Here is a 26,043-nt window from a genome sequence, read left to right on the forward strand (position 1 = left end):
ACCAAATTTTAAAAAAGGAGAAATATTAAATGGGTTTTGGAGAAATAAAGCATATTATAGAAGAAAAAGACTACAAAGAACATAGCGATAGAATTAGAAAAGACGTATTGAAAATGAGAAAATATCTATTGTCTCCAAGAACATTAAATCAGAGAAAATTAATATCTCTATTTAGATTTTTAAGTAAAAATGCAGAAAGAAAAATACTGACAAAACACATTAATGATTTGCAATTTTTATTAATTCATATTGTAGAAAAACCAAAAGAAAATAGATTTAACGATTTGAAAAAATATTATGGATTAAAAGATGAAGATATAGAAATGATAAAATTTATAATGTTTCCCGATAAATTTCCTCCAGGTGGTTATGAAGAAAAATTGAAAAAATATGGTATAGAATTATACACACCAAAAGTTATTTTTAAAAAACTTCCATTTAAGGATTATATAGATCTTTACGCATTAATGACTTATATTCCTCTTGACGAAAAAAATATTTTTATTCAGAATTTGTTAGATGAAATATTAAAATTAAATCCACTTGAAGATAAAAATGCAACCTTAAAAAGATTTTTGGAAATTTATAAAAGTCTTAGTGATTTTGAACAACATTTACTTAATCTACAGTTAAGGAGTTTTTCATATTATCATTATAGACTATTCAATGTTTCGGGAATAAAAGGGATGGTTATTGATGGAAGCAATGTTGTAAGATATGAAAATAAAAATTCCTTACAGTTTTTGCTGGGAATAATAGAAAATCTGTATACAGAAAAATATGTATTTTATCCTGTTCATATTGTTTTTGATAAAAATATCGAATACATTTTAGAAGAAGAAGAAAGGAAAATATTAAAAAATTTTCTGTTGAAAAAAAGAGTATATTTATATTCTCCGGCAGATGAAAAAATAATAGAAATAGCAAAAAAATATGGATATTTTGTATTATCAAATGATAAATTTAAAGAATATGATTTTGATAAAGAAAAGATATTGGAAATCAAAAGGTTTATATAAATATAGAATACCAAAGAAAGGGGCATTACTATGAAAAAAGTACAGGAAAGATTTTTGGAATATGTAAAATTTTATACCACGTCTGATGAAAATTCTGAAACATGTCCTTCAACACCAGAACAGCTTGTTTTTGCAAATTATTTAAAAAAAGAATTAGAAGAAATAGGGTTGAGTGAAGTTGAAGTAGATGAAAATGGATATGTATATGCAACTTTACCGGCAAATTCAGAAGAAGATATTCCTGTAATAGGTTTTATTGCTCATATGGATACAGCACCTGCATTAACAGGCAAAGGTGTAAAACCAAAGATTATAAAATATGAGGGCGGAGATATTGTATTAAATGAAGAAAAGAATATTGTATTAAGTCCTGAGGAATTTCCAAAATTAAATAATTATATTGGACAGGAAATAATAGTTACAGATGGAAATACATTGTTGGGTGCAGACGACAAAGCCGGTATTGCTGAAATTATCACAGCTATGGAATACTTAATTCAGCATCCAGAAATAAAACATGGAAAGATAAGAATAGGATTTACTCCTGATGAAGAAATAGGTAGAGGAGCCGATAGATTTAATGTGGAAAAATTTGGCGCAAAATTTGCATATACAATAGATGGGGGAGAAATTGGAGAGCTTGAAGCAGAAAATTTTAATGCTGCCACAGCACATTTTAAAATAAATGGAAAAAGTATACATCCAGGAACAGCTAAAAATAAAATGATAAATGCAGCTGAAATAGCAGCAGAATTAATAATGATGTTTCCTCAGGCACAAACTCCACAGAATACAGAAAAATACGAAGGATTTTTTCATGTAGTAGGCATTAAAGGTGATTGTGATTCAGCAGAAGTTGTAATGATAGTTAGAGATCATGATAAAAAATTATTTGAAAATAAAAAATGGTTATGTGAAAAAAATGCGGAGCTTTTAAACAAAAAGTATGGTGGAAATACAGTTGAATTAAACCTAAAAGATTCTTATTACAACATGAAAGAAATAATAGATAAAAATCCAGAAATAATTGAAATAGCTAAAAAAGCCATGGAAAATGTAGGTGTAACACCAATTATAAAAGCTATAAGAGGCGGAACAGATGGTGCAAGACTATCTTATATGGGATTGCCATGTCCAAATATCTTTACAGGTGGTCACAATTTCCATGGCAGATACGAATACATTCCAATTCCTTCAATGGAAAAGGCTGTGGAAGTTATTATAGAAATTTCTAAATTGGTTGCAAGAAACTAAAAGATAAAATCTTCCTGTTAAATCTAATCAGTTAGGATTAGCAGTAAAGTAATCCAAAATCCTGTGCTTTTTAAACTTTAAGTTGTTAATCTTATAAAAAATGATGGTTGAATTAATTAACATAAAGGGTTATAATTAAATTTGAAAATATTTACAAGGAGGATTTGAAATGGATTTGTCTAATTTTGTCGCATTCTTTGCAAACAGTGGTTTTGCCTATTTTACCTGGCAGCATCTATTGATGATTGCTATTGGATCCGTGTTAATTTACATTGCTATTGTTAAACATGCCGAACCGTTATTATTAATACCTATTGGATTTGGAATTATTCTTGCGAATATTCCACCGGAAGTTACCGGTATTTTAAATCCACCTATGGATGGCCAGGTTGGAGGATTATTATGGTATATACAAAGGGGAATGTTTTTAGGAATATATCCACCATTGATATTTTTAGGAATAGGTGCATTAACAGATTTCTCATACCTTATTGCAGATCCGAGATTAATCTTTTTAGGTGCTGCAGCTCAGGTTGGAATATTTGGAACATTTATAGTTGCAAATATGATGGGATTCGATATTCATAGCGCTGCATCTATAGCTATAATTGGTGGTGCAGATGGACCTACTTCAATCTATCTTGCTTCAAGATTTTCACCTGATTTATTGGCAATAATCGCAATTGCTGCATATTCGTATATAGCTTTAATACCGATATTGCAGCCACCTGTCTCGAAATTATTGACAACCAAAGAAGAAAGATTAATAAGAATGAAAAAAATGAGACATGTTACACAAAAAGAAAAGATTATATTCCCAATTGCTACAACAATAGTTGTTGCGTTACTTGTACCTAAGGCTATATCACTTGTGGGAATGTTAATGCTTGGTAATTTGTTAAAAGAATCTGGAGTTACAAAAAGGCTTGCTGAAGCTGCTTCAAGATATATACTTGATTCAGTTACCATATTATTAATGCTTTCTGTTGGAAGTACAGCAAGGGCAGATGTATTTTTAAAGCCAACAAGTTTAAAAATATTCTTACTTGGTGCTGTTGCATTTATTATTGCAATGATGTCAGGGATATTCTTTGCAAAACTCATGAATTTATTTACAAAAGATAAAATAAATCCTTTAATAGGTGCTGCTGGAGTTTCAGCTGTTCCTGATTCAGCAAGGGTTGCACAAACTGTTGCTCAGTCAGAAGATCCAGGAAACTTTATTCTTATGCATGCAATGGGTCCAAATGTTGCAGGTGTAATTGGTTCAGCTGTAGCAGCAGGTGTATTTTTATCAATACTCTAATCCTTTTATAAAGAGGTGAAAATCCTAAATGGCAAAAAAAAGCTATGAGATTACCATTAACTATTCTTACTGTAAAAACTGTGGTATATGTTATCATGTTTGTCCAACAAAAGCCCTTGGCTCAGCAGAAATGGGAAAACCTATAATAGTTGATGAAAGCAAATGTATAGGTTGTTTAATGTGTGAAAGATTATGTCCTGATATTGCTATTGATATATCAGAGAAAAAGGTGGTTGAGGCCAATGGGTAAAATAGTATTCATGCAGGGAAATGAAGCATGTGCATTAGCAGCAGTAAAAGCAGGTTGTAGATTTTTTGCAGGATATCCTATTACACCTTCTTCAGAAGTAGCAGAGGTTATGGCAAGAGAATTACCAAAAGTTGGAGGAAAATTCATACAAATGGAAGATGAAATTGCCAGTGCTGCAGCCATTATTGGTGCATCATTAGCAGGCGTAAAGTCAATGACAGCTACAAGTGGTCCAGGCTTTAGTTTAATGCAGGAAGCTCTTGGATACGCAACGATGACTGAAACGCCATGTGTAATAGTGGATGTTATGAGGGGAGGACCAAGTACAGGTTTGCCAACAAAGCCATCACAGGGAGATATAATGCAGATAAGATGGGGAAGGCATGGCGATCAGCAGATAATAGCTCTTTATCCTTCAACAGTAGAAGAGGTTTATAAATATACAATTACGGCATTTAATTATGCTGAAAAATATAGAACACCAGTTGTGCTTGTAATGGATGAAACATTAGGACATATGAGAGAGAGTTTTTACTTAAGTGATGAATACGAAAATCCTGAAATAGTGGCAAGAATGAGTGAAGAAGAAATAGAAGAAGAAGATTTATTCCATCCTTTTGGATTCCAGGAAGAAAATTATCCTGTAAATCCTTTAATAGAAATGGGAAAGGCAAGATTTCATGTTTCAGGTTTAGTTCATGATGAAACAGGATTCCCGGTGGGGTCTTCTTCAGTAGCAGATAAAGTAATTAAACATCTTGATTCCAAAATCAGATTATATACAGAAGAAATTGCTATTTATGATGAATATATGACAGAAGACGCTGAAATTATAGTTGTAGCTTATGGTTCAGTTGCTAGAAGTGCAATGAAGGCTGTAAAAATGGCACGTGAAGATAGAATACCTGTAGGGTTATTTAAACCCATTACAATCTGGCCATTCTCAGTATCAAAAATGAAAAATCTTTTGAAGAAATCACAGGCTATAATTGTGGCTGAAATGAATTTAGGGCAACTTGCACTTGAAATATCAAGGGTAAATAAATTTGGAAAACATATAGCACTTGTAAATAGAGTAGATGGTGATTTAATTTCACCAAAAGAAATATTGGATTCAATAACACAGGTATGGAGACATATAATAGAATTTTAATAAATCCCCCTTTTCAAAAGGGGGATTTGTTTTTTGGTATATGTATATTAACAATTAAAAATTGTATTTGAAAAAAAAGAAATTTTATGGTAAAATAAAATGTGATAATGATAATAAAGGGGGCTGAGCTATTCATGGAAGTTTTAAAAGTTGGTCATAATTCATCTCCAAACAAAGTTGCTGGAGCTATCGCAGGAGTTCTCAGCAAAACAGACGAAGTTGAAATCCAGGCTATAGGAGCGGGGGCTGTTAATCAGGCAGTAAAAGCTATTGCTATTGCCAGAAGATTCGTTGAAACAAGAGGAAAAAAGATTTTTGTAGTACCAGGATTTGTTGAAGTTACTGTTGGTGACGAAAAGAGAACAGGTATAAAATTCAGAGTTTTTGCAGAAATAACAGAAGAAGAAACAGACGAAGCTACAGAAGAATAATACGAGGAGAATTGTAAGTGATAGATGATAAAATCATCAATGAAATAGTGACCGCGTGTATAAATGACGCGCGGCTTTTTTCTATAGTTGAAGAAATTTCTAAATTAAATATAAATGAAAGATTAAAAATACGAAGAAAGGCTTCCATGGTATTGAAAAAAGAAAAAACTGTTGATAAGGAAGCTCTAACCTTTTATTTTGTAATTACAGAAAATGGTGTAGCAGAGGAAATATTGAGGAGGATAAATAATGAACGAAAAGAAAATGCCTAAATATGTTGGAGGTCAGGCAGTTATTGAAGGCGTAATGATGAAGGGAATACATACTGTAGTTGCTGTAAAAAGGCCAGATGGAAAGGTTCAGATAAAAAAATTAAATGAATTTTCTTTCGGTTTTCTTGAAAAGATACCCTTTATACGGGGTTTTTTTGTATTATTAAAAGCGATGATAATAGGAATGGGAGCTTTAACTTATTCGGCTAATGTATCAGATGAAGAGGAAATAACAAAAAAAGATATGATTATATCAATATTATTAGCTATACTTTTTTCTGTTGGGGGATTTGGATTGGCACCGATGTATTTGACAAAATTATTCAATATAAACAATGAATTCTGGTTTTCATTTGCTGAAGGTGTAATAAGGGCAATATTTGTTATACTTTATATATGGGTAATTTCATTATTTAAGGATGTTAAAAGAGTTTTTGAATATCATGGTGCAGAACATAAAGCAGTTTATACTTACGAAAACAAAGAACAATTAATTGTTGAGAACGCAAAAAAATATACAACATTACATCCCAGATGTGGAACGAGTTTTCTTATAATAACTGTTTTTGCCTCGATAATAGTTTTTTCCATTACAGGAGCTATGGGTTATACAACATTGTTAGAAAAAACAATAACAAGAATAGTTTTATTGCCGTTGGTAGCTGGAGTTGCATATGAATTTCAAAGATTTACAGCAAAAATAATAGATACATCTCTTGGTAAGATTTTAGCTTCTCCAGGATTAATGCTTCAAAAAATAACTACATCAGAACCTGATGAAGAACAATTAAAGGTAGCATTAATATCCCTTGAATATGCTTTAAAGGAAGACTTTGATGGAGAAGAAGTTGTTGAAATTTAAATAAAATATCAATTGACATTTAACATAACTTATAATATAATATAAATACCCTGACTCAGATAATGGCATAGACCTTATCTTGGTCAGAGGAATATATAAACGGAGGGAAAGAAGATGTCAAGAGGATTAGATCCAGAAGTAAAAAAGAACGTTATTGAAGAATTCAAAATTAACGACAAAGACACAGGTTCAGTAGAAGTTCAGGTTGCTTTATTAACAGCAAGAATCAGACACTTAACAGAACACTTAAAAACACATCCAAAGGATTTCCACTCAAGAAGAGGTCTTATGAAAATGGTTGGTAAAAGAAGAAAAATGTTAAAATACCTCAAGAAAGAAAGACCAGAAGTTTATAAAGAATTAATTTCAAAATTAGGAATCAGAGGATAATATCAAACTCCCGCTCAATAGCGGGAGTTTTTTAAATGATATTCCATAAATTTTCAGCAACATCTTTTGCTTCGCTATAAATTTTTTCAACTTCAAAATTTACTTTCCTATTTTCCATTAAAAATTCACCGTCAATAATTGTATCAACAACATCGAGATTATCCCAGATACCAAAAAACACATGCCCAAAAATGTTATTTTCATTTAAAGGTGTAAATGGTGCATATTCAAAAGAAATCATATCGGCTTTGTATCCTTTTTCTATTCTACCAACCTTTATATTCAACATTTTTCCAAACAGGTTATATACATTATCAATATTATTCTTTAAATCATCAAAATTGAAGAATGTTGGATCTTCATATCTATATTTCTGGGTGAAATAAAGGTTTAAATATTCTCTTGTTATATTAAATCCTAAGCCGTCATTGCCTATTATTGTTTTTATATTTTTATCTTTGAGTAATTTATAATTTGGCATTCCTATGGCATTATTCATATTTGAAGTAGGATTAAGTGCAACATATACATTGTAATTTGAAATTATATCAGCTTCATTTTCATCAATATGGACACAATGGGATAATATGGAATTATCAGTTAACAAATTGAATTCTTCTAATCTTTCAACAACACGTTTTCCATATTTTTTTATTGAATCTTCCTCATCCTCTAAACTTTCAGCTACATGAATGTGTATGGGAGCACCATTTAAATTTTCTGATACCTTTTTTAATGTTTCGTTGGATAAAGAGAGTGAAGCGTGTAAACCAAACATTCCGGCAAATTTTTCAGAATTATTCTTTAAAAATTCTGTATTTTCTTCAATACATTCGTCAATATTAAATCTATCACTGGTTTCAAAACAAAAAACACCTCTTACACCAATTTCTTCTGTAACGCTTTCCTTTAATTTGTTCAATGTTCCTTTTATTGCTTGCCCGCTTGCATGATGGTCTATAATTCCTGTAATTCCATTTTTTATAAATTCTATACCGCTCACAAGACCACTATAATATGTAGTTTCAAGATCAATTTTTGAATCCATTCGCCACCATAACTGTTTTAAGATATCAGAAAAACTTTTTGGATTAAATTCAACAGCCATTCCCCTTGCAAAAGTGGAATAAATATGTGTATGTCCGTTGACAAATCCTGGCATAACGAGTTTTCCTTTAAAATCAATAATTTCTTCATTTCCTTTTTTTTTGAAATTATCCATTGAACCTGTTTCAATTATTTCTTTATCAAATCTAATATATTGATTTTCTCTATATGTTTCATAATCAAAGATATTACAATTAACAATAACCTTTACCATCTTATCTCTTCCCTTCTCAGGAATCTTCCCTTTTTCCTTGAACCGATAAATTTTCCATTGTTAATTATTATTTTACCATTTGATATTGTTGTTATAACTTTGCCTTTAACAGGGAGACCTTTATAAACTGTGTAATCTGCTGCAGAATGATGTTTTTCTATTATCCAGTCAACTTCTGGATCGAAGATTACAATATCTGCATCAGCGCCCGGTAAAAGGTTACCTTTACATGGATATAATCCATAATACTTAGCAACATTAGAGGTGAATTTATCAATAACTTTTTCTCCAAAAAGTGTAAACATTAATGAGAATGAAAATTCCACTCCACCTATTCCCATAGGCATAATATTTGTATATCGTTTATTTTTATCCTTTGAATTAAATGGGCAATGATCCGTTCCTATTGTTTGCAAATAATCAAAATTTTCGACGAGCAAATCCTTTTCCTTTTCGCTTCTCAAAGGTGGTGTCATTGAGAATAAATATCCGTGTTTTTTTCCATATAAACTGTCATCAAAATAAAAATAATGCGGACAGCTTTCAAGAACCATATTTTTTCCTATGATATCAGAAAATTTTTTCTTTAAGACATCAAGGGAATATCCACTTGATAAATGGACTATATACAGTTGTCCTTCATAATATTCTGCCATTTCAGCTAATTTTACAACTTCTGTAGTTTCAGAAAGAGTAGATCTAACGCTAGAATGCTCCTTCATTTTTATTTTTTCCTTCTTTTCTATTAGCTCATCATTTTCAGCATGTACTGTAACGACAATTCCTTCTTCAGAAGATAATGAAAGCAATTCCGATATATATTTATCCTTTGTCATTCGCGGTCCATATGTGGTAAATAATTTAATACTTGCTACACCTAATTCTTTGCATTTTTTGATTAATTTATGGGGTTCTATAGTTGGGTTTGCTATAGTGGCATGAAATGCAAAGTCGGTATGACTTTTTTGGGCTAAATTCATACGAGTTTCAAAAGCTTTTTTCAGTTCTTCCATTGTAGTTATTGGATCGAGAAAATCGATATATGAAGTAATTCCGCCATATGCTGCAGAAATTGAGCCTGTTTTAAAATTATCGACAGAAGTATATTTTCCAACGGTTAGTTCAAAATGAACATGTGGATCTATAAAACCGGGAAGTATAAACTTCCCGGAAGCATTGATTTCTTTCTTTGATTCTAAATATGATGTAGTAATATCAAATATCTTTCCATTTTTAACATAAAGGTTTCCTTCTATAAACTCACCATTTATGTATATTTCGCCATTTAATATCCCAAGATCAAACATGGCAATCACATCCCGATTATTATCTTCCACCCATTAATAATGTCATTACAGCCTTTGCTGTATGCAATCTATTTTCTGCTTCATCAAATATTATTGAATGTGGTCCGTCAATAACAGAATCTACAACTTCTTTTCCTCTATCTGCAGGTAATGCATGCATATAAACTGAATCCGGTCTTGTTAATTTCATTTTTTCTTCATCGCAGATCCAATCTTTATGTTTTGCGGTTTCAGCTTTAATTTCTTCTGGATCATCTGACACAAAGAATCCTCCCCAGTTCTTTGGTATAACAACATGTGCATCAACAAATGCATCTTCCATTTTATGTGAAATATTCAATTTTCCACCATATTTTTCTGCATTTTCCTGTGCCTGTTTTACAATATCAGGCATTAAATCGAATTTTTCTGGATAAGCAAGAGTTACGTCCATACCCAATCTGGTGAACAGTAATATTTGTGATTGAGGAACTGATAAAGGTTTTAAATGACTTTCAGCATATGCCCAGCTGATACCAACCTTTAAGCCTCTTAAATTCTTTCCAAATCTTTCCTGCATTGTCATTACATCGGCCAATACCTGGAACGGATGATAAACATCATCCTGTAAATTCATAACAGGTACCTGTGAAACAGAAGCCATTCCTCTTAAATATTTATTACCTTTTCCGAATTCACATGCTCTAACTGCAATTCCGTGTCCCATTCTTGCTAAAACTCTTGCAGTATCTTCAGGTGTTTCTCCATGAGATAATTGCATTGTACTTGGGTTTAAGAAATTAGCATGACCTCCTAATTGTGCAATACCAGCTTCCATAGAGTTTCTTGTTCTTGTAGATTGATCAAAGAATATTAAGAATAAAGTTTTATATAATAAATATGGTGTTGGTATGTTGGATGCCATTTTGATTTTTAAATCCCTTGCAAGATCTAACATCATTTCTATTTCTTCATTTGTAAAATCCTGTGTTGTAATGAAATGTCTACTTTTTTCTGTCTTAAAAAATGCTGACATAAATATCTCCCCCTTAGTTTTAATTTTTTAATTTGAAAACGTTCTCTTTTTTACTGAAAAAAATTTACTTTTTAAGTTTCTCTACCAATGTTTTTGGGAAATTAGCGTAAAATGCTGCAGCTTTAACAAGATGTTCAATCTTTACCTTTTCGTTTGGAGCATGAGCATATTTTTCATCACCAGGTCCAAATCCAACTGTAGGTATTCCATAAACACCAGCTGTTGCAATTCCATTAGTACTAAATGTCCATTTATCAATAAATGGTTCATCATTAAATGTTTTTTCAAACGTTTCTTTTGCAGCTTGAACTACAGTAGAGTCCTCTTCAACAACCCATGTTGGAAAATATTTTTCAACTGGATATTCTACTCCTGTATAAGCAGGTTTTGAATAGGTTAATTCTACAATTTCAGCATCTATACCGGTCTTTTTAAATATTTCCCTTATCTCTTCAAATGCGCTTTCCTTTGTTTCTCCAGCTGTTAATCTTCTATCAATGTGAATAACACATTCATCAGGTACAGCGTTATGTGAAGGTGATTTAAAGAATATTTGAGAAACAACTATTGTGCCTTTACCTAAAAACGGATCATAATGCAAGTTTTCATTTAATTTTTCTATTTCATTTATAATCTTTGCCATTTTATATATAGCATTATCGCCTCTTTCTGGAGCGCTTGCATGTGCTGAAAGCCCCACTGTTTTTACTCTAAATTCTATTCTTCCTCTATGGCCTCTATAGACATTTAAACTTGTAGGTTCTGTAATAACTACAAAATCAGGTTTTAACTTGTCTTCTTCTACAATATATCTCCAACATAATCCGTCACAGTCTTCTTCCATAACTGTACCAGTTACATATACTGTAAAATCATCAAGTAAATTTAAATCCTTAAGTATTTTCATACCATATACCATAGAACACATACCGGCTTTTTGATCAGAAGCACCACGACCATAAACCCATTCTTCATCCCAATCACCACTAAATGGATCCTTATCCCACAAATCAGGATTTCCTACTTCAACTGTATCAATGTGTGCGTCCATAGCTATAACAGTTTTTCCACTGCCAATCCTTCCGAGAATATTTCCCAGACCATCGATTTTTACTTCGTCAAATCCAACCTTTTCCATCTCTTCTTTAATTACCTGAATTACTTCTTTTTCATCACCAGAATAACTTCTTGCTTTTATGAGTTTGCTCATAAATTTAACTATGTCTTCTCGGTATTTTTCTGCCAATTCTAAAGTTGTCAATCCTATCCCTCCCATATGAAAATTCTTTATATAACATTATATAACTTTAATATTAAAATTTAAAATCCATAAAAACTAAATTAACATTACTTTAGCAATTGGAATTTTTAAATATTTTTAATTATCTCAATTATTCAAAGATTTTTGAGGGAGTATAATTTATAATTGTAATTATGATATAATTAATCTACTATTAGTTATAATCAATAGAAAGGAGATGGATATGGAGAATTTAGCTGTTGCTGTTCAACCAACAATAGGATATTTTGGTGCCTTTTTAGGTGGGATAATCTCATTTTTTAGTCCCTGTATATTGCCGTTAGTTCCATTGTTTTTTGGAATTCTAATGCCAGATTTGAAGGATTTTAAACTTACCTTGAAACGTGGATTAGCTTTTTTTCTTGGTTTATCGATATTCTTCTCGATGCTGGGTGTTTTAGCAGGAAGTTTGGGAACTTTTATCTCAAAATATCAAGACGTCTTTAATCTGGTTGCAGGAATATTTATTATAATAATGGGTATTTATTATCTCCTTGATAAAGAGATCTTCAAAGGATTTAAGCTGGATTTATCAAAATATAAGGGAACAACTTTTTTAGGTGCTTTTATAATGGGAATTTTAATTTCATTTATATGGATTCCATGTTCAGGACCTGTTCTCGCAGCAGTATTGACCTTTGCATCTACAACAACAAACATATTTAAAGGTGGATTTATGCTTTTCTTATATTCATTGGGGATTTCTATTCCATTTTTATTTTTCAGCAGTGTAGTAAGTAAATTATTATCCAGAATTACATTTGGGACACCAAAATGGCAAAAGATTTTAAAGGTTTCAGGGAGTTTATTATTGGTTTTAATGGGGATTCTGGTAATACTTGGAAAGTTCAATAATTTACAGGGAGTGTGAGGATAATGAAAAAAATAAGTCTTTTTATTTTATTAATAATATCAGGTGTAATTATGTATGGTTCAATCCTTCCAGATAAATTTATTGTTCATGATTTTAATGTGGCATTGAAAATTGGTGAAATAACAGGGAAAAAGGTTATAATTATGTTTTCTTCAGGAAGTTGTTATTACTGTAATAAGTTTAAAAAAGAAACTTTATATGATGAAGAGGTACAAAAGTGGTTAAGAACTGAATATATCTTTGCAGAGATATATGCTGATAAGAAAAAGATTGCCAATTATAAAGGGAAAACATTAAATTACAGGGATTTATTTGGAGCGTTTGGAGTAAGAGGGACACCAACATTTTTCTTCTTTGATAGCAAAGGAGAAGCAAAGGCTCAATTGCCAGGATATGTAGATCCTACAACTTTTATTTCTATCTTAAAATACTTTAAATACTCTTCAAATCACAATATAGATTATAGTACATTTGTAAAAAAGAATATAAAAGTTTCAATAGAAAAAAGAGTTTTGAACTTAACAGATGAAGAGATAAAATATTTGCTTGAAAATGATCCAAATACAGTGGAATATCAAAAAGGTGATTCTCTAGATAATTTTGTAAATGTTATTGTTAAAGAAAAATCAAAGGAAATAGAAAGTAAATTTTATGTAGTAATTTATAGTAAGTAGAATCAAAACGCTTCAGCAATAGCTAATATGCTGGAGCGTTTTATATTATAAATATGATATAATTTTGATATGGAGGTGGAAGTGATGAAAAAATTACCGGTAGGAATATCAGATTATAAGGAGTTAATAGAAGAAAATTATATATATGTAGATAAAACAAAGTATCTATATGATTTAATAAATAGTGGAAAGTTTTATTTTATGTCAAGACCTCGAAGATTCGGAAAGAGTTTAACTATATCGGCATTCTATTATTTATTTAAAGGGGAAAGAGAATTATTTAAAGATACATATATATACGACAAATTGGAGTTTAAAGAATATCCAATAATAAGATTAAATCTATTAAAAGCAAAATCAGAAAGTATAGAGAAACTTAAAGAAAGCCTCACAAAAATGATAGTTCAGGAAGGAAAAAGAAATGGAGTAAAGATAGAAGAAACAGATTATAGTTTCGCATTTGATGAATTAATAATGAAGCTATCAGAAAAAGGAAAGGTAGTAATACTGGTAGACGAATATGAAAAACCAATATTGGATAATATAACAAACAAAAAAATGGCAGAAAAATGCAGAGAAGTATTAAGAAATTTCTATTTAAATATAAAAGCAAATGACGAGCATATAAAATTTGTATTCATAACCGGAATAACAAAATTCACAAAAACAGGAGTATTCTCAGCATTAAATAATTTAAGCGATATATCTTTAAACAGGAAATATGCACAGATGTTTGGATATACGCAGGAAGAATTGGAATATTATTTCAAAGATTACATAAAAGAATTATCAGAAGAAATGGGAATAACAGAAAAAGAATTGCTTGAAGAAATGAAGAGATATTATAATGGATTTTCATTTGACGGAGAACATACAGTATATAATCCATATTCAATATTGAGATTTTTTTCAGAAAAAGAATTCCAAAACTTCTGGTTTGAAAGCGGATCACCAAGTTTTCTGTATGAATACATAAAAGGCAAAAAGATAGAATATGAGGATTTAGTAAAAACACCAGTAAGTGCAGAAGATTTCTCAACACGAGAAATAGAAGATGCAAAAGCAAATATCTTCTTTACGCAGGCAGGGTATTTAACCTTTAAAGGAATAAAAAAATATGGATTAAAGAAAAAATATATACTGGACTATCCAAATTTTGAAGTGAAAGAAAGTCTTCTTAAAATACTTGAAGAGATAAATAAAGATAATAAAAAAGCAAATGAGTGAAAACTTGAAAATTCCTGAAAAAATTCGAAGTGGAGCCGGACAAAATCACACGGATGTGATTTTGAGTGAAGACGAACATGGATGTGAGTCTGCAACGGCCGGCGGGAACAAGAATTTTTGAGGATTAGAATTTTCTACTTGTTTGAACGAATTTGCTTTTTTATTATCTGAAATGTATTGATATTTACAATAATAGCCTCAGCAGGAATAGATGTAAAAGCAGAAGAATTGACAAACTTAGGAAGAAGTGATTTAGTAATAGATTTTGACGACAGGATATATTTATTTGAGATAAAACTGGATCAAAGTAGCGACGAAGCATTAAAACAGATAAAAGAAATGAAGTATTATGAAAAATACAGCGGAAAAGAAGTATATCTCATAGGAATAAATATAAATTCAGAAAAAAGGAATATTGAGGAATATATAATTGAGAAGTTGTAAATTAAAAAAGGTGATAAGGTGAGAAATATATATAAAATAATAGATAAATTAAATGAAAAGATATTAGAAGCTAATGATTTTGAATATAGAACGGGAAAAGACTTTTATGAAAATAATTTAGTAGAAGAGTTTTCTGTTTTTAAAAGCAATAATAAAACAAATTTTACCGCCATTATCAATGATGGCGGAAAATTTTTTAGACCTATAATTAGTATTGATGAGGAAACAGAAGAAATATATTTTTCCTGTTCATGCAATTATGGAAAAAGCACATCATGTATGCATCTTGTATCATTAAGCTTAAAAGTAATAGATTATTTAAATAATGAAAGTAAAACACAGAGTAATATTCATGTGGAAAGCGATATTGCGGAATTTCTTGGAATTTATGATTATGGAGAAACCTATTATCTTGTATATCCTGATGAACAATATACAAAAATAAAATTAGCAGAAAAAATTGACGGTAAAATAAAATTGAGAAAAGATATTGAAACATATAATGATATATTGAAATTTCTAAAAACAGCTGTACCGGAAGATGAATATGAGATAAAAAAACTAATAGTGCCTGTAAAAATAGATAATTACTATGGAAAACACGATTATGAATTAAGATTAATGAGTTTTAGAGAATTAAAAAAAATAAGAAGCAGTAAAATACTTCTTCCAAATAAAAAAGAATTAAAATGGGGAGAAGATATAAAAATAAAGATAATTTTAGAAGGTGATTTAGAAAGTAAAAAAGGTAAAATGAAATTATTTCCCATACCAGAAAAGGAAAGAATTGTGAAAACATATAGCGATATGGCATATTTTAATAAACAAAGTATATCAATAATTGATATAAAGACTCAATTAAATATCCCCTTTTATTTAAAGAATATAGAAAGTGAATTTTCATTTGAAAATAAAAGTGATCTTGAAAATTATATAAAAGATGTTCTTTTACCTTATGAAAGATTTGGATTTGAAATAGATATAGACGAGAGATTTGGGATAAAAAAAGAGATATTTATTCCAAAATTAAATTTATATATTAATTTTCTTCAAGATAGATTTACATTTAGAGGAAGGTTTTTGTATGGAAAGGAAATTAATTTTTATGATGAATATAAATATAGAAATTATGATTTAGAAAGAAAGTTATTAAAAAATCTTGAAGAGGTTAATGTTTTTCTCGATGAAAAAGGGCAATATTCAATGGAGATAAATGATTTCTTTGAATTCCTTGAAAATGGCATGAAAAAGCTGGATAAAAATATTATTATAAAAATGAACAAGAACATAAAGTTCCATGAAGTTGAAAATATAAAGATGCAATTAAATATGAAAAATAGTTGGTTTGATGTGGAAGGTAGTCTTGAATTAAAAGGAAATAAACGTATAGATATAAGTTATTTGAGAAACAGAAAGAATAACTTTATAGTCCTTAAAGATGAAACCTTTATTAAAATTCCAGAATATATACTGGAAAAGCTTGATGATTTAAAGGTAAAAAAGGAAAAAATCACAGTTGAAAGTTATAACATATATTCATTATTAAATTCTGAAAATATAGAAATAGATACTCTCGATGAAAAAACAAAGAAATATATAGAAAAAGTAAAGAGTTTTGAAAAAATAAAAGAGTATGAAATTCCTGAATTGAAAATTCCCATGAGAAAATATCAAATTGAAGGTTATAGATTTTTAAGATATCTTCAGGAATATAATTTCAATGGTATTCTTGCTGACGATATGGGGCTTGGTAAAACGCTTCAAACTATAGCTTTAATTCTATCATTAAAAAGAAAAGACAGAAAATTCCTTATAATTGCTCCGCGTTCAGTTATATACAATTGGGCAAATGAAATAGATAAATTTACATCGAATATAAAATATTACATTTATCATAATTCTCAAAAGGATATACCTGAGGATACAGATGTAATTATAACCACTTATAATACATTGAGAAATTCCATAAAAGAATTAAAGAAAACAAAATATTTTTATATTATCCTTGATGAAGCACAATTTATCAAAAATGACGAAACTAAATTATATAAGGCAATAAGAAAACTCAAATCAAATCATAAACTCGCACTTACAGGAACGCCGCTTGAAAATTCATTGACGGATTTATATAACATATTTGAGTTTTTAATGCCGGGATTTTTTGGAAATAAAAAGGATTTTTTGAGAAAATACAACTATGCAAATAAAGAAAGTATTGAAAGATTAAAAAAGAAAATCCATCCATTTATTCTAAGAAGAACAAAAGAAAATGTACTCAAAGAATTACCGCCAAAAACAGAAGAGTATATTTTCAATGAAATGACACAACATCAAAAAAAGATTTATCATCAAATAGCAGAAGAATACAGGCAAAAAATTGCAATGTCACAGGGGACCATAAACTTTAGCGTCCTTGAAGGACTTCTAAGACTAAGACAAATTGTAAATCATCCTAAATTGCTTGGTGTAAATATAGAATCCTCAAAATTTAATATGTTTAAAAATTTTATAAAAGAAGTATTGGAAGAAAATCATAAAATAGTGATATTTTCACAATTTGTGAAAATGATTGAAATAATGGAAGAATGGCTGGAAAAGGAAAAAATTCAGTATCTTAAAATAATTGGAAAAACCAAAAAACGTGTGGAAATAGTGGAAAAATTTAATAATACAAATAATATAAAAATACTTCTTGTAAGTCTAAAAGCCGGTGGAACAGGATTAAATATTACCGGTGCAGATTATGTTATTCATTACGATCCGTGGTGGAATCCGGCGGTTGAAAACCAGGCCACCGATAGAGTCTATAGAATTGGTCAGAATAAACCTGTATTTGTATACAAGTTTATAACAAGAGAATCAATAGAAGAAAAAATAATGAAATTAAAGGAAGCAAAGGAAGATTTATACAATCTTGCAATATCCACAGAAAAAGGTGTTCTAAAGAATTTGAGTCGGGAAGATATTTATCAGTTATTCGAATAATTTATCAAACATAAAAGGGTAACCACCGGATGATGTTTCAAAGGAGTAATAACTTCTTAATCATTAGGTAATTGACAGAAGGTTGATTATCTGTTATAATAAACTCCGGAAAGTTGAGATGCCGACGTAGCTCAACTGGCAGAGCGGCTGACTTGTAATCAGCAGGTTGGGGGTTCGAGTCCCTTCGTCGGCTCCAAATTTTTTTTCTTTTTTTTATCGGTGGTGAGGTGCCCGAGCGGCCAAAGGGGGCGGACTGTAAATCCGCTGGCGGATTGCCTTCGAAGGTTCGAATCCTTCCCTCACCACCATTTTATCAATTATAATGGCATGTGAGGTGAAATAAAATGGCAGCTAAAAGTCCTGTTTTAACTGTATCATTAAAATGTACAGAATGTAATAGAAGAAATTACTACAAAACAAGAAAAAGAACATTTAAAAAGAAATTGGAATTCAGAAAATACTGTCCACACTGTAACAAGCACACATTACATGTTGAATCAAAGATATAAACTAAAAGAAATTTCGAAGAAAATTAACCCCCTTAACAGGGGGTCATGATTAAATTCTGGGGGTGTTTTGATGTCAAAGTTCTGGATATTCCTTAGCTCAGTATGGCAGGAAGCAAAAAAAGTAAAATGGCCAAATAAAAAAGAAGCATTAACATCAACATTAATAGTTGTTGCGATATTGATATTTGTATCAGTTTATTTGTTCTTAATTGATTATGGGTTCTTAAACTTATTTACTAAATTCATATATCCCTTAATTGGTATAAAGACAGGAATGGGAACCGGATCAACTCAATGATAAAAAAGCAGGTGGATAATAATGCGTAAAAAATGGTATATTTTGCAAACTTTTTCAGGAATGGAGAATAAAGTAAAAGAATTAATTGAAGAAAAAGCCAGATTGTTTGAAAAGGAAAAGTTCTTTGGTAAAATTCTTATTCCTGAAGAAAGTGAAATAGACTTAACAAATAAAAAAGTTGATAGAATTGTTGTTGAAAAAGATGCGATAATTTATGTAAAAAATGGCGATAATGTCAAAAAAGGTGATATTATTGCTGAAGAGCCGGAAGTAATAGTAAAAAGATCAGGAGTTATTTCTGAAATAAAAAATTTTAGAAGAATAATTATTGAAACAAAAGATAGAAAGTATTTAAAAGATTATACAATACCAGAAAGTGCAAAAATAATGGGAGGATTAAAAATTAATACTCCTGTAGAGATAGGAATGCCTCTTGCAGCAGAGGGAGGATATGAATCAGCTTTTGATGGTACTGTTGTAGCTGTTGAAAAATTAAAAAGAATAGTTGTAAGTACTGATGATCATGGTGAAGATTTATACTATATATATAAAGATAATTTTGATTCAGCTGCTTTTAGAAAAGGGACATATGTAGAAAAAGGTCAAATGTTATCAAATAAAAAAGAATTTAAAGCAAAATCTTCTGGTAAGGTTGAAATTAGAGATTTTGGATCATGGAAACAGATAATTATATTAAAAACAAGAATATCCAGGTTATTTCCGGGTTATATGTTTATTGAAATGATTTTAAACAAAGAAACACAGGAAATGGTAAAAAATATTCCATATGTAATAAACTTTATAAATATAGGCGGAACGCCTGTGCAATTGAAAAATAAAGAAGTAAAAGCTTTATTAAGATTAACAGGTGAAGAATCATATGAAGTAAAAGAAAGTAAAATAAGAGTTGATTATGAAGTTGGAGAACATGTAAGAATAATAAATGGTCCATTTGAATTCTTTACAGGTAAAATTACAGAAATTGATTTACATAAACAAACTGTTAAAGTAACAATTAATATGTTTGGTAGAGAAACAGATGTAGAATTAGGTTTAACTGAAATAGAAAAAATTAGCTAATAAGTGGGAGGGTTATCCCGCTAATACCACGAAGGAGGGAACATTATGGCAAAAAAAGTTGCAAGGGTAGTTAAATTGCAATTACCTGCAGGTAAAGCCACACCTGCGCCACCAGTTGGTCCTGCATTAGGTCAGCATGGTGTAAACTTGATGGAATTCTGTAAAAAATTCAACGCAGCAACAGCTGATAAAGCTGGAATGATTATTCCTGTTGAAATTACAGTATTTGAAGACAGATCATTTACATTTACATTGAAAACCCCCCCAGCTTCCTTCTTGATCTTACAGGCAGCTGGACTTAAAAAAGGTGCAAACAACCCAGGAAGAGAAATTGTTGGAAAGATCACAACAACACAGGTAAAAGAAATCGCAGAAATCAAGATGCCCGACTTAAACGCAAGAACAATTGAAGCTGCAATGGAAATAATAAAAGGTACAGCAAGAAACATGGGCATCGAAGTAGTAGAAGGTTAAGGGGGTGTATGTGAATGTCAAGACATGGTAAAAGATACTTAGAAGCAAGAAAATTAATTGATAGAGAAAAATTCTATTCACTTGATGAAGCATTAGAATTATTACCAAAAATTGCAACTGCAAAATTCGATGAAAGTGTTGAATTACATATAATTCTTGGAATTGATCCAAGAAAAAGTGATCAGCAGGTAAGAGGTAACATCTCATTACCACATGGAACAGGTAAAAATGTAAGAGTTCTTGTTTTCGCTAAAGGTGAAAAAGTTAAGGAAGCATTAGATGCTGGTGCTGATTATGCAGGATCAGACGAATTAATTCAGAAAATCAACGAAGGTTGGACAGACTTTGATGTTGCAATTGCAACACCTGATATGATGAGAGAAATTGGAAGATTAGGTAAAGTATTAGGTCCAAGAGGATTAATGCCATCACCAAAAGGTGGAACAGTAACAAATGATGTTGCTGATGCAGTAAAAGAATTTAAAGCTGGTAAAATTGAAGTTAGAAACGATAAAACAGGTAACTTACATGTTGCTGTAGGTAAAAAATCATTTGAACCAGCAAAATTAAAAGAAAATATCGTTGAAGCATTACAACAAATAGAAAAAATGAGACCATCAGCAGCTAAAGGTAAATTTATCAGAAAAGTTTCTTTAGCACCTACAATGGGTCCTGGAATGAAAATAAACGTTTCAGAGTTTTTAACTGAAAAGTAATAATTATTGGTTATAATACCTCAGGAAATAAATAGTACTGAAGACAGCAGGTAATATTATAATGTGGTGAAAACCCGCCTGCCGAGGTACGCTGAAGATAAAACAATAAATGTTTTAGTCCTTCTGCGGTCCTCGTCAGGACCGCAGATTTTTTTGGAGGAGGTGCGATTCGGTGTTAACAAGAGCTCAAAAAGCAGAAATGCTCAAAGAATTAGAAAGTGCATTTAAAGATTCTTCAATAGTTGTTTTCGTAGATTTTAAAGGTATGTCTGTTGCTGAATCAAATGATTTCAGAACAGATTTGTTCAAAAAATTCGAAGACAAGGTTGTATTCAGGGTTTATAGAAATGCATTGATAAAAACAGCTATTAAAAATGCAGGTTTAAACCTTGAAGACTATGAAGAATTCTTAAATGGTAACACAGCTTTACTTTACACAAAGGAAGCTGATCCAATTGAAACATTAAAAGTATTGGTAGAATTCAAGAAAAAATTAAAGAAGGATACACCAGCTATTAAAGCAGGTATTCTTGAAGGAAAACTCTTCACACCAGAAGAAGCAGAAGAATTGGCAAAACTTCCATCAAAGGAACAGTTGCTTGCTATGCTTGTTGGTGGCTTAAATGCTCCTATTTCAGGTTTGGTTGGTGCATTAAGCGGTATCTTGAGAAAGTTCGTATATGCTTTAAACGCTATTAAAGAAGAAAAAGAAAAACAATAATTTAAATATTTTCAGGAGGTGTTTTGGAATGACAAGAGAAGAATTAATTCAAGCAATTAAAGAAATGACAGTAGCAGAATTAGCAGAATTGGTAAAGGCATTAGAAGATGAATTTGGAGTATCAGCAGCAGCACCAGTTGCAGTTGCAGCAGCACCAGTAGCAGGTGGAGCAGCTCCAGCAGCAGAAGAAAAAGATTCATTTGATGTTGTATTAAAGAGCTTCGGTGCAAAGAAAATAAACGTAATTAAAGTAGTTAGAGAAATTACAGGATTAGGTCTTAAAGAAGCAAAAGACTTAGTAGAAAAAGCAGGAACACCAGACGCAGTAGTTAAAGAAGGAGCTTCAAAAGACGAAGCAGAAGAATTAAAGAAAAAATTAGAAGAAGCTGGCGCAGAAGTAGAATTGAAGTAATTTCTTAAAGAAAAATAAACTTTTATATGATATAATTGTTCCGCATCAGACTAACGTCTGATGCGGTATTGTTTTGCTAATAAAATTTCAGGAAGACGAGGTGATTCTTTGTGAACACCCGGGTGTTAAAAGTGGGTAAAAGAGAAAGGCATTTTTTTGGTAAGGTAAAGGAAGATTTAAACCTTTATCATGATTTGTTGGAGATTCAGCTTAACTCCTATGAATGGTTTATTAAACATGGAGTTAAAGAGGTGCTTGATAAATATGCACCAATTACCGTTGAATTAAAAGGGAAGAGAAAAGCAAAAATCTCGCTTGAATTTACAGATGTATGGATTGAAGATCCGCTTTTTGAGGAAATGGAATGTAAGGAAAAAGGACTTTCTTACGTAGTTCCTCTAAAAGCAAAAATAAGAATAACAGATCACAGTACTGGGGAAATCATTGAACCCAGTGATTCGTTATTTTTTGGGAATATTCCAAAGATTACAGATAGAAGCACCTTTATTATCAATGGTGCGGAGAGGGTAGTAGTTAACCAGCTTGTTAGATCGCCTGGTGTATACTTTGTTAGTGAAGAACAAAAAAGCGTGAAACAAACAAGACCACATTTTGTAGCTCATTTCCTTCCTGTAAAAGGGGCATGGCTTGAAATAATATACAATCCAAATCCAGGTAAAGATTTCTTACAAATTAGAATCGATAGAAAAAGAAAATTCAATTACTTCCTATTCTTAAGGGCTTTGGGTTACGACTCAGATTTAGCTTTGTTAGATCTCTATCCAGAAACAATTAGTTTAAATTATGATCTAACAGAATATATTGAAAGAGGCGTAACAATCCTTTCAGACATAAAAGTTCCAGAAGGCTCAGAATTATACAAAGAAACAAAAACATTTAGAGGAGTAAAATTAACAGAAAAAATAGTTGAAATGCTCTTAGATTTAAATGTAACAGAAATAAAAGTTGCACATATTGTAGCGCAAAATACACTTGAAATGTTTAAAAAATCATATGAATCAGATGGAAATCTATTAACTCCTGAAGAAGCTTATAAAGAATTATTCAAAAAACTCAGACCTGGTGAAATTCCAAGAGTTAATATAGCTACAGATTACATAAATAATCTCTACTTTAATCCTAATACATTCGATTTCTCATTAATTGGTAGAAAGAAAATCGTCAACAGAATGGGCGATGTATACAGGAAATATTTAATAGAAGTAGAGGGAAAAGATATAGATAAAAGTGAAGATGTAGAATATCCTCATAAAGATGAAAAAACATTAACAAAACTCGACTTAATTCTTGCATCAAGACATTTACTTGAAATGAAAAATAACCCGGAACTCCTTGATACAAGAGATCATCTTGGTAATAAACGTGTAAGATCAGTTGGGGAATTAATGCAAATTGAATTTGAAAGATCATTCTCAAAAATGCTTCCTGTGTTGAATGAAAAATTAAGTATAGTTCAAAATATACAAAAATTAAATCCAAATACTCTCGTTAATTCAAGAGCTATTATGACAACAATAAATCAATTCTTTGCAACAAGTCAGTTATCGCAGTTTATGGACCAGGTAAATCCCCTTTCTGAATTAACACATAAAAGAAGATTATCAGCAATAGGTCCGGGCGGTTTAAAGAGAGAACATGCAAAGTTTGAAGTTAGGGACGTTCACCATTCACATTATGGAAGAATGTGTCCTATTGAAACACCAGAAGGTGCCAATATCGGTTTAATTACTTCATTGGCAATTCTTTCAAGGGTTGATGAATTTGGATTCCTTGAAACACCATATTATAAAGTAAAAGATGGTAAGGTTTTATATGATAAAGGAGTATATTGGTTAACTGCAGATCAGGAAGAAGAAAAAATAATTGCTCCTGCATCTGTTGAAATAGATGAAAATGGAATGATTAAAGCTGAATATGTTGAAATTAGGCATGCCGGTAAAGTTACATATGTTCATAGAGAAGATGTAGAATTTATAGCAGTAACTCCAAAACAGATTGTATCTGTTTCAACATCATTAATACCATTCCTTGAACACGATGATGCTAACCGTGCGTTGATGGGTTCAAACATGCAGAGACAGGCAGTACCTTTAATGATTACAGAAGCACCATTTGTTGGGACAGGTGTTGAATGGTTAGCAGCAAGGGATTCAGGTTATGTAATTAAGGCAAAACATAGAGGAAAGGTTTCATACGTAGATGCTAAAACAATAATAATAAATAGAATAGATGAAGAAGGAAATGAAATATTAGATAAAAATGGAAATCCAGTTCAGGACAAATATACATTATGGAAATTCATAAGATCAAACCAGGATACAACAGTAAATCAAAGACCAATTGTTGAAATGGGTGAAGTTGTAGAAAAAGGAGATCCAATTGCAGATGGTCCTGCAATAGATATGGGAGAATTAGCACTTGGTAAAAATGTTCTTGTAGCATTTATGCCATGGGAAGGATACAACTTCGAAGATGCTATCCTTGTTAATGAAGAACTACTTGAAAGGGATACATTTACATCATTACATATAGAAGTATATGAAACAAAAGCAATGGATACACAACTTGGTCCAGAAGAAATTACAGCAGATATTCCTAACGTAAAGAAAGAGTCATTAAGAAACCTCGATGAAAACGGTATTGTAAGAGTTGGTGCATATGTAACTTCAGGTGATATACTTGTTGGTAAAGTTACACCAAGAGGAGAATCAGAAACATCACCAGAAGAAAAACTCATAAGATCCGTTTTTGGAGATAGAGGTAAGGATGTAAAAGATACATCATTAACAGTACCTCATGGAATTGAAGGTAGAGTTATTGATGTTAAAGTATATACAAGAAAAGATATTCCAGATTTAGAAACAGGTGTAAATCAATACGTAAAAGTTTATATAGCTTCAAAGAAAACATTAAATGTTGGAGATAAATTGGCAGGGCGTCACGGTAATAAGGGTGTTGTTTCAAACATCTTGAGAAAAGAAGATATGCCATTCCTACCAAATGGAAAGCCAATTGAAATGATCCTTAGTCCTTTAGGGGTTCCATCACGTATGAACCTTGGGCAGGTTTTAGAAATGCACCTTGGTTGGTTAGCAAAATTAACAGGAAGACATTTTGCAACACCAATATTTGATGGTGCAAAAGAATATGAAATAATGGAAGAATTATATAAAGCAAGAAAGAACAACAGAATGGACGAATTAGATGCAGTTCGTAAAGAATATGGTCTTGATCTTGGTGACGATCCAAAAACAGAAAGTGGGAAGATCGTATTAAGAGATGGAAGAACAGGAGAACCATTTGATTATCCTATTGCAATAGGATATATGTACATGTTAAGACTTGTGCATATTGCGAAAGATAAAATGCACGCACGTTCTACAGGTCCATATTCATTAATTCACCAGCAACCACTTGGAGGTAAAGCTCACTTTGGTGGTCAGAGATTTGGTGAAATGGAAGTTTGGGCTTTGGAAGCATATGGTGCAGCACATACATTAACAGAAATGCTTACATACAAATCAGATGATATTAAAGGAAGAAATGAAGTATATAAAGCAATCTTAAATGGTAAGAATTTACCTGATCCTGGAATTCCAGAAAGTTTCAAAGTTCTTGTAAAGGAATTACAGGGATTAATGCTCGATGTTCGTTTGTATGATGAGGACGGTAACGAATTAGATGTTGACAAATTATAAAATCCCCTCAAGGAGGGTAAAGCATGGGTA

24 protein-coding genes, 2 tRNA genes, 1 pseudogene and 1 other annotated feature are annotated in these 26,043 nt (G+C 31.0%); of the genes and pseudogenes, 23 read left to right on the plus strand and 4 right to left on the minus strand.

The window, feature by feature from the left end:
- Positions 1-29: 29 nt before the first annotated feature.
- The 9 genes from XO10_RS08405 to rpsO all read left to right on the plus strand — a co-directional run bounded on the left by XO10_RS08405 (position 30) and on the right by rpsO (position 6,937).
- A complete protein-coding gene (locus tag XO10_RS08405) occupies positions 30-1,019 on the plus strand; it encodes a hypothetical protein (protein WP_075780701.1) in 990 nt (329 codons plus the stop codon).
- A 30-nt stretch (positions 1,020-1,049) separates the two neighbouring features.
- Positions 1,050-2,273 (plus strand): peptidase T, encoded by a 1,224-nt coding sequence (gene pepT / locus XO10_RS08410; protein ID WP_014297154.1) that lies wholly within the window; start codon positions 1,050-1,052, stop codon positions 2,271-2,273.
- Positions 2,274-2,442: 169 nt separating this feature from the next.
- The gene (locus tag XO10_RS08415; protein ID WP_014297155.1) at positions 2,443-3,579 is read left to right on the plus strand and encodes a sodium ion-translocating decarboxylase subunit beta; all 1,137 of its coding nucleotides are present in this window, start codon (positions 2,443-2,445) and stop codon (positions 3,577-3,579) included.
- A gap of 28 nt (positions 3,580-3,607) precedes the next feature.
- Entirely contained in the window at positions 3,608-3,829 is a 222-nt protein-coding gene (locus tag XO10_RS08420; RefSeq protein WP_014297156.1) for a ferredoxin family protein, read from the plus strand.
- On the plus strand, positions 3,822-4,982 hold the full coding sequence (locus XO10_RS08425; RefSeq protein ID WP_014297157.1) for a 2-oxoacid:acceptor oxidoreductase subunit alpha: 1,161 nt from the start codon (positions 3,822-3,824) through the stop codon (positions 4,980-4,982). Before XO10_RS08420 ends, XO10_RS08425 begins: the two co-directional genes overlap by 8 nt.
- A 134-nt stretch (positions 4,983-5,116) precedes the next feature.
- Positions 5,117-5,413, plus strand: coding sequence for a stage V sporulation protein S (locus tag XO10_RS08430; protein ID WP_014297158.1), 297 nt, complete (start codon positions 5,117-5,119; stop codon positions 5,411-5,413).
- Between the two features lie 17 nt (positions 5,414-5,430).
- Complete coding sequence (locus XO10_RS08435; RefSeq protein ID WP_014297159.1) at positions 5,431-5,685, plus strand: hypothetical protein; 255 nt, start codon at positions 5,431-5,433, stop codon at positions 5,683-5,685.
- Positions 5,663-6,547 (plus strand): DUF1385 domain-containing protein, encoded by an 885-nt coding sequence (locus XO10_RS08440; protein WP_014297160.1) that lies wholly within the window; start codon positions 5,663-5,665, stop codon positions 6,545-6,547. Before XO10_RS08435 ends, XO10_RS08440 begins: the two co-directional genes overlap by 23 nt.
- A gap of 114 nt (positions 6,548-6,661) precedes the next feature.
- Positions 6,662-6,937 (plus strand): 30S ribosomal protein S15, encoded by a 276-nt coding sequence (rpsO, locus tag XO10_RS08445; protein ID WP_014297161.1) that lies wholly within the window; start codon positions 6,662-6,664, stop codon positions 6,935-6,937.
- 31 nt (positions 6,938-6,968) lie between these two features.
- Here the strand turns inward: rpsO and XO10_RS08450 are convergent, their stop codons facing one another.
- The 4 genes from XO10_RS08450 to XO10_RS08465 form a co-directional block, all read right to left on the minus strand.
- Positions 6,969-8,258, minus strand: coding sequence for an amidohydrolase family protein (locus tag XO10_RS08450; RefSeq protein WP_175421391.1), 1,290 nt, complete (start codon positions 8,256-8,258; stop codon positions 6,969-6,971).
- Complete coding sequence (locus XO10_RS08455) at positions 8,252-9,565, minus strand: dihydroorotase family protein (RefSeq protein WP_175421392.1); 1,314 nt, start codon at positions 9,563-9,565, stop codon at positions 8,252-8,254. Before XO10_RS08455 ends, XO10_RS08450 begins: the two co-directional genes overlap by 7 nt.
- Before the next feature lie 19 nt (positions 9,566-9,584).
- Positions 9,585-10,580 (minus strand): ornithine carbamoyltransferase, encoded by a 996-nt coding sequence (locus tag XO10_RS08460; RefSeq protein ID WP_014297164.1) that lies wholly within the window; start codon positions 10,578-10,580, stop codon positions 9,585-9,587.
- 64 nt (positions 10,581-10,644) lie between these two features.
- Positions 10,645-11,841 carry a YgeY family selenium metabolism-linked hydrolase gene (locus tag XO10_RS08465; protein WP_014297165.1) on the minus strand — a complete coding sequence of 399 codons (1,197 nt, stop codon included), beginning with the start codon at positions 11,839-11,841 and terminating at the stop codon, positions 10,645-10,647.
- A 223-nt stretch (positions 11,842-12,064) separates the two neighbouring features.
- On the opposite strand from XO10_RS08465, the gene XO10_RS08470 reads away from it, so the two are divergent.
- The 14 genes and pseudogenes from XO10_RS08470 (at position 12,065) to XO10_RS08535 (ending at position 26,013) form a co-directional block, all read left to right on the plus strand.
- On the plus strand, positions 12,065-12,751 hold the full coding sequence (locus XO10_RS08470) for a cytochrome c biogenesis CcdA family protein (protein WP_175421393.1): 687 nt from the start codon (positions 12,065-12,067) through the stop codon (positions 12,749-12,751).
- 5 nt (positions 12,752-12,756) lie between these two features.
- Positions 12,757-13,428 (plus strand): thioredoxin fold domain-containing protein, encoded by a 672-nt coding sequence (locus tag XO10_RS08475; protein ID WP_175418483.1) that lies wholly within the window; start codon positions 12,757-12,759, stop codon positions 13,426-13,428.
- Positions 13,429-13,512: 84 nt separating this feature from the next.
- Positions 13,513-15,099, plus strand: a pseudogene (locus XO10_RS08480) (AAA family ATPase).
- Between the two features lie 18 nt (positions 15,100-15,117).
- The gene (locus XO10_RS10815; RefSeq protein WP_175421394.1) at positions 15,118-18,084 is read left to right on the plus strand and encodes a DEAD/DEAH box helicase; all 2,967 of its coding nucleotides are present in this window, start codon (positions 15,118-15,120) and stop codon (positions 18,082-18,084) included.
- A gap of 120 nt (positions 18,085-18,204) precedes the next feature.
- Positions 18,205-18,280, plus strand: a tRNA-Thr gene (locus tag XO10_RS08490).
- A 25-nt stretch (positions 18,281-18,305) separates the two neighbouring features.
- Positions 18,306-18,392: transfer RNA gene (locus XO10_RS08495), tRNA-Tyr, on the plus strand.
- A gap of 36 nt (positions 18,393-18,428) precedes the next feature.
- On the plus strand, positions 18,429-18,593 hold the full coding sequence (gene rpmG, locus XO10_RS08500; protein ID WP_014297169.1) for a 50S ribosomal protein L33: 165 nt from the start codon (positions 18,429-18,431) through the stop codon (positions 18,591-18,593).
- 70 nt (positions 18,594-18,663) lie between these two features.
- A complete protein-coding gene (secE, locus tag XO10_RS08505) occupies positions 18,664-18,891 on the plus strand; it encodes a preprotein translocase subunit SecE (protein WP_014297170.1) in 228 nt (75 codons plus the stop codon).
- 21 nt (positions 18,892-18,912) lie between these two features.
- Positions 18,913-19,971 carry a transcription termination/antitermination NusG family protein gene (locus tag XO10_RS08510; RefSeq protein WP_175418485.1) on the plus strand — a complete coding sequence of 353 codons (1,059 nt, stop codon included), beginning with the start codon at positions 18,913-18,915 and terminating at the stop codon, positions 19,969-19,971.
- A 45-nt stretch (positions 19,972-20,016) separates the two neighbouring features.
- Positions 20,017-20,445 (plus strand): 50S ribosomal protein L11, encoded by a 429-nt coding sequence (gene rplK, locus XO10_RS08515; RefSeq protein WP_014297172.1) that lies wholly within the window; start codon positions 20,017-20,019, stop codon positions 20,443-20,445.
- 14 nt (positions 20,446-20,459) lie between these two features.
- Entirely contained in the window at positions 20,460-21,161 is a 702-nt protein-coding gene (gene rplA, locus XO10_RS08520; protein ID WP_014297173.1) for a 50S ribosomal protein L1, read from the plus strand.
- 19 nt (positions 21,162-21,180) lie between these two features.
- Positions 21,181-21,324, plus strand: a sequence feature (ribosomal protein L10 leader region).
- A gap of 9 nt (positions 21,325-21,333) precedes the next feature.
- Positions 21,334-21,882 (plus strand): 50S ribosomal protein L10, encoded by a 549-nt coding sequence (rplJ, locus tag XO10_RS08525; protein ID WP_014297174.1) that lies wholly within the window; start codon positions 21,334-21,336, stop codon positions 21,880-21,882.
- A gap of 28 nt (positions 21,883-21,910) precedes the next feature.
- On the plus strand, positions 21,911-22,294 hold the full coding sequence (gene rplL / locus XO10_RS08530) for a 50S ribosomal protein L7/L12 (protein WP_014297175.1): 384 nt from the start codon (positions 21,911-21,913) through the stop codon (positions 22,292-22,294).
- A 110-nt stretch (positions 22,295-22,404) separates the two neighbouring features.
- A complete protein-coding gene (locus XO10_RS08535; protein WP_014297176.1) occupies positions 22,405-26,013 on the plus strand; it encodes a DNA-directed RNA polymerase subunit beta in 3,609 nt (1,202 codons plus the stop codon).
- Positions 26,014-26,043: the final 30 nt, after the last annotated feature.

This window comes from Marinitoga sp. 1135 (assembly GCF_013363245.1).
GTDB lineage: Bacteria > Thermotogota > Thermotogae > Petrotogales > Petrotogaceae > Marinitoga > Marinitoga piezophila.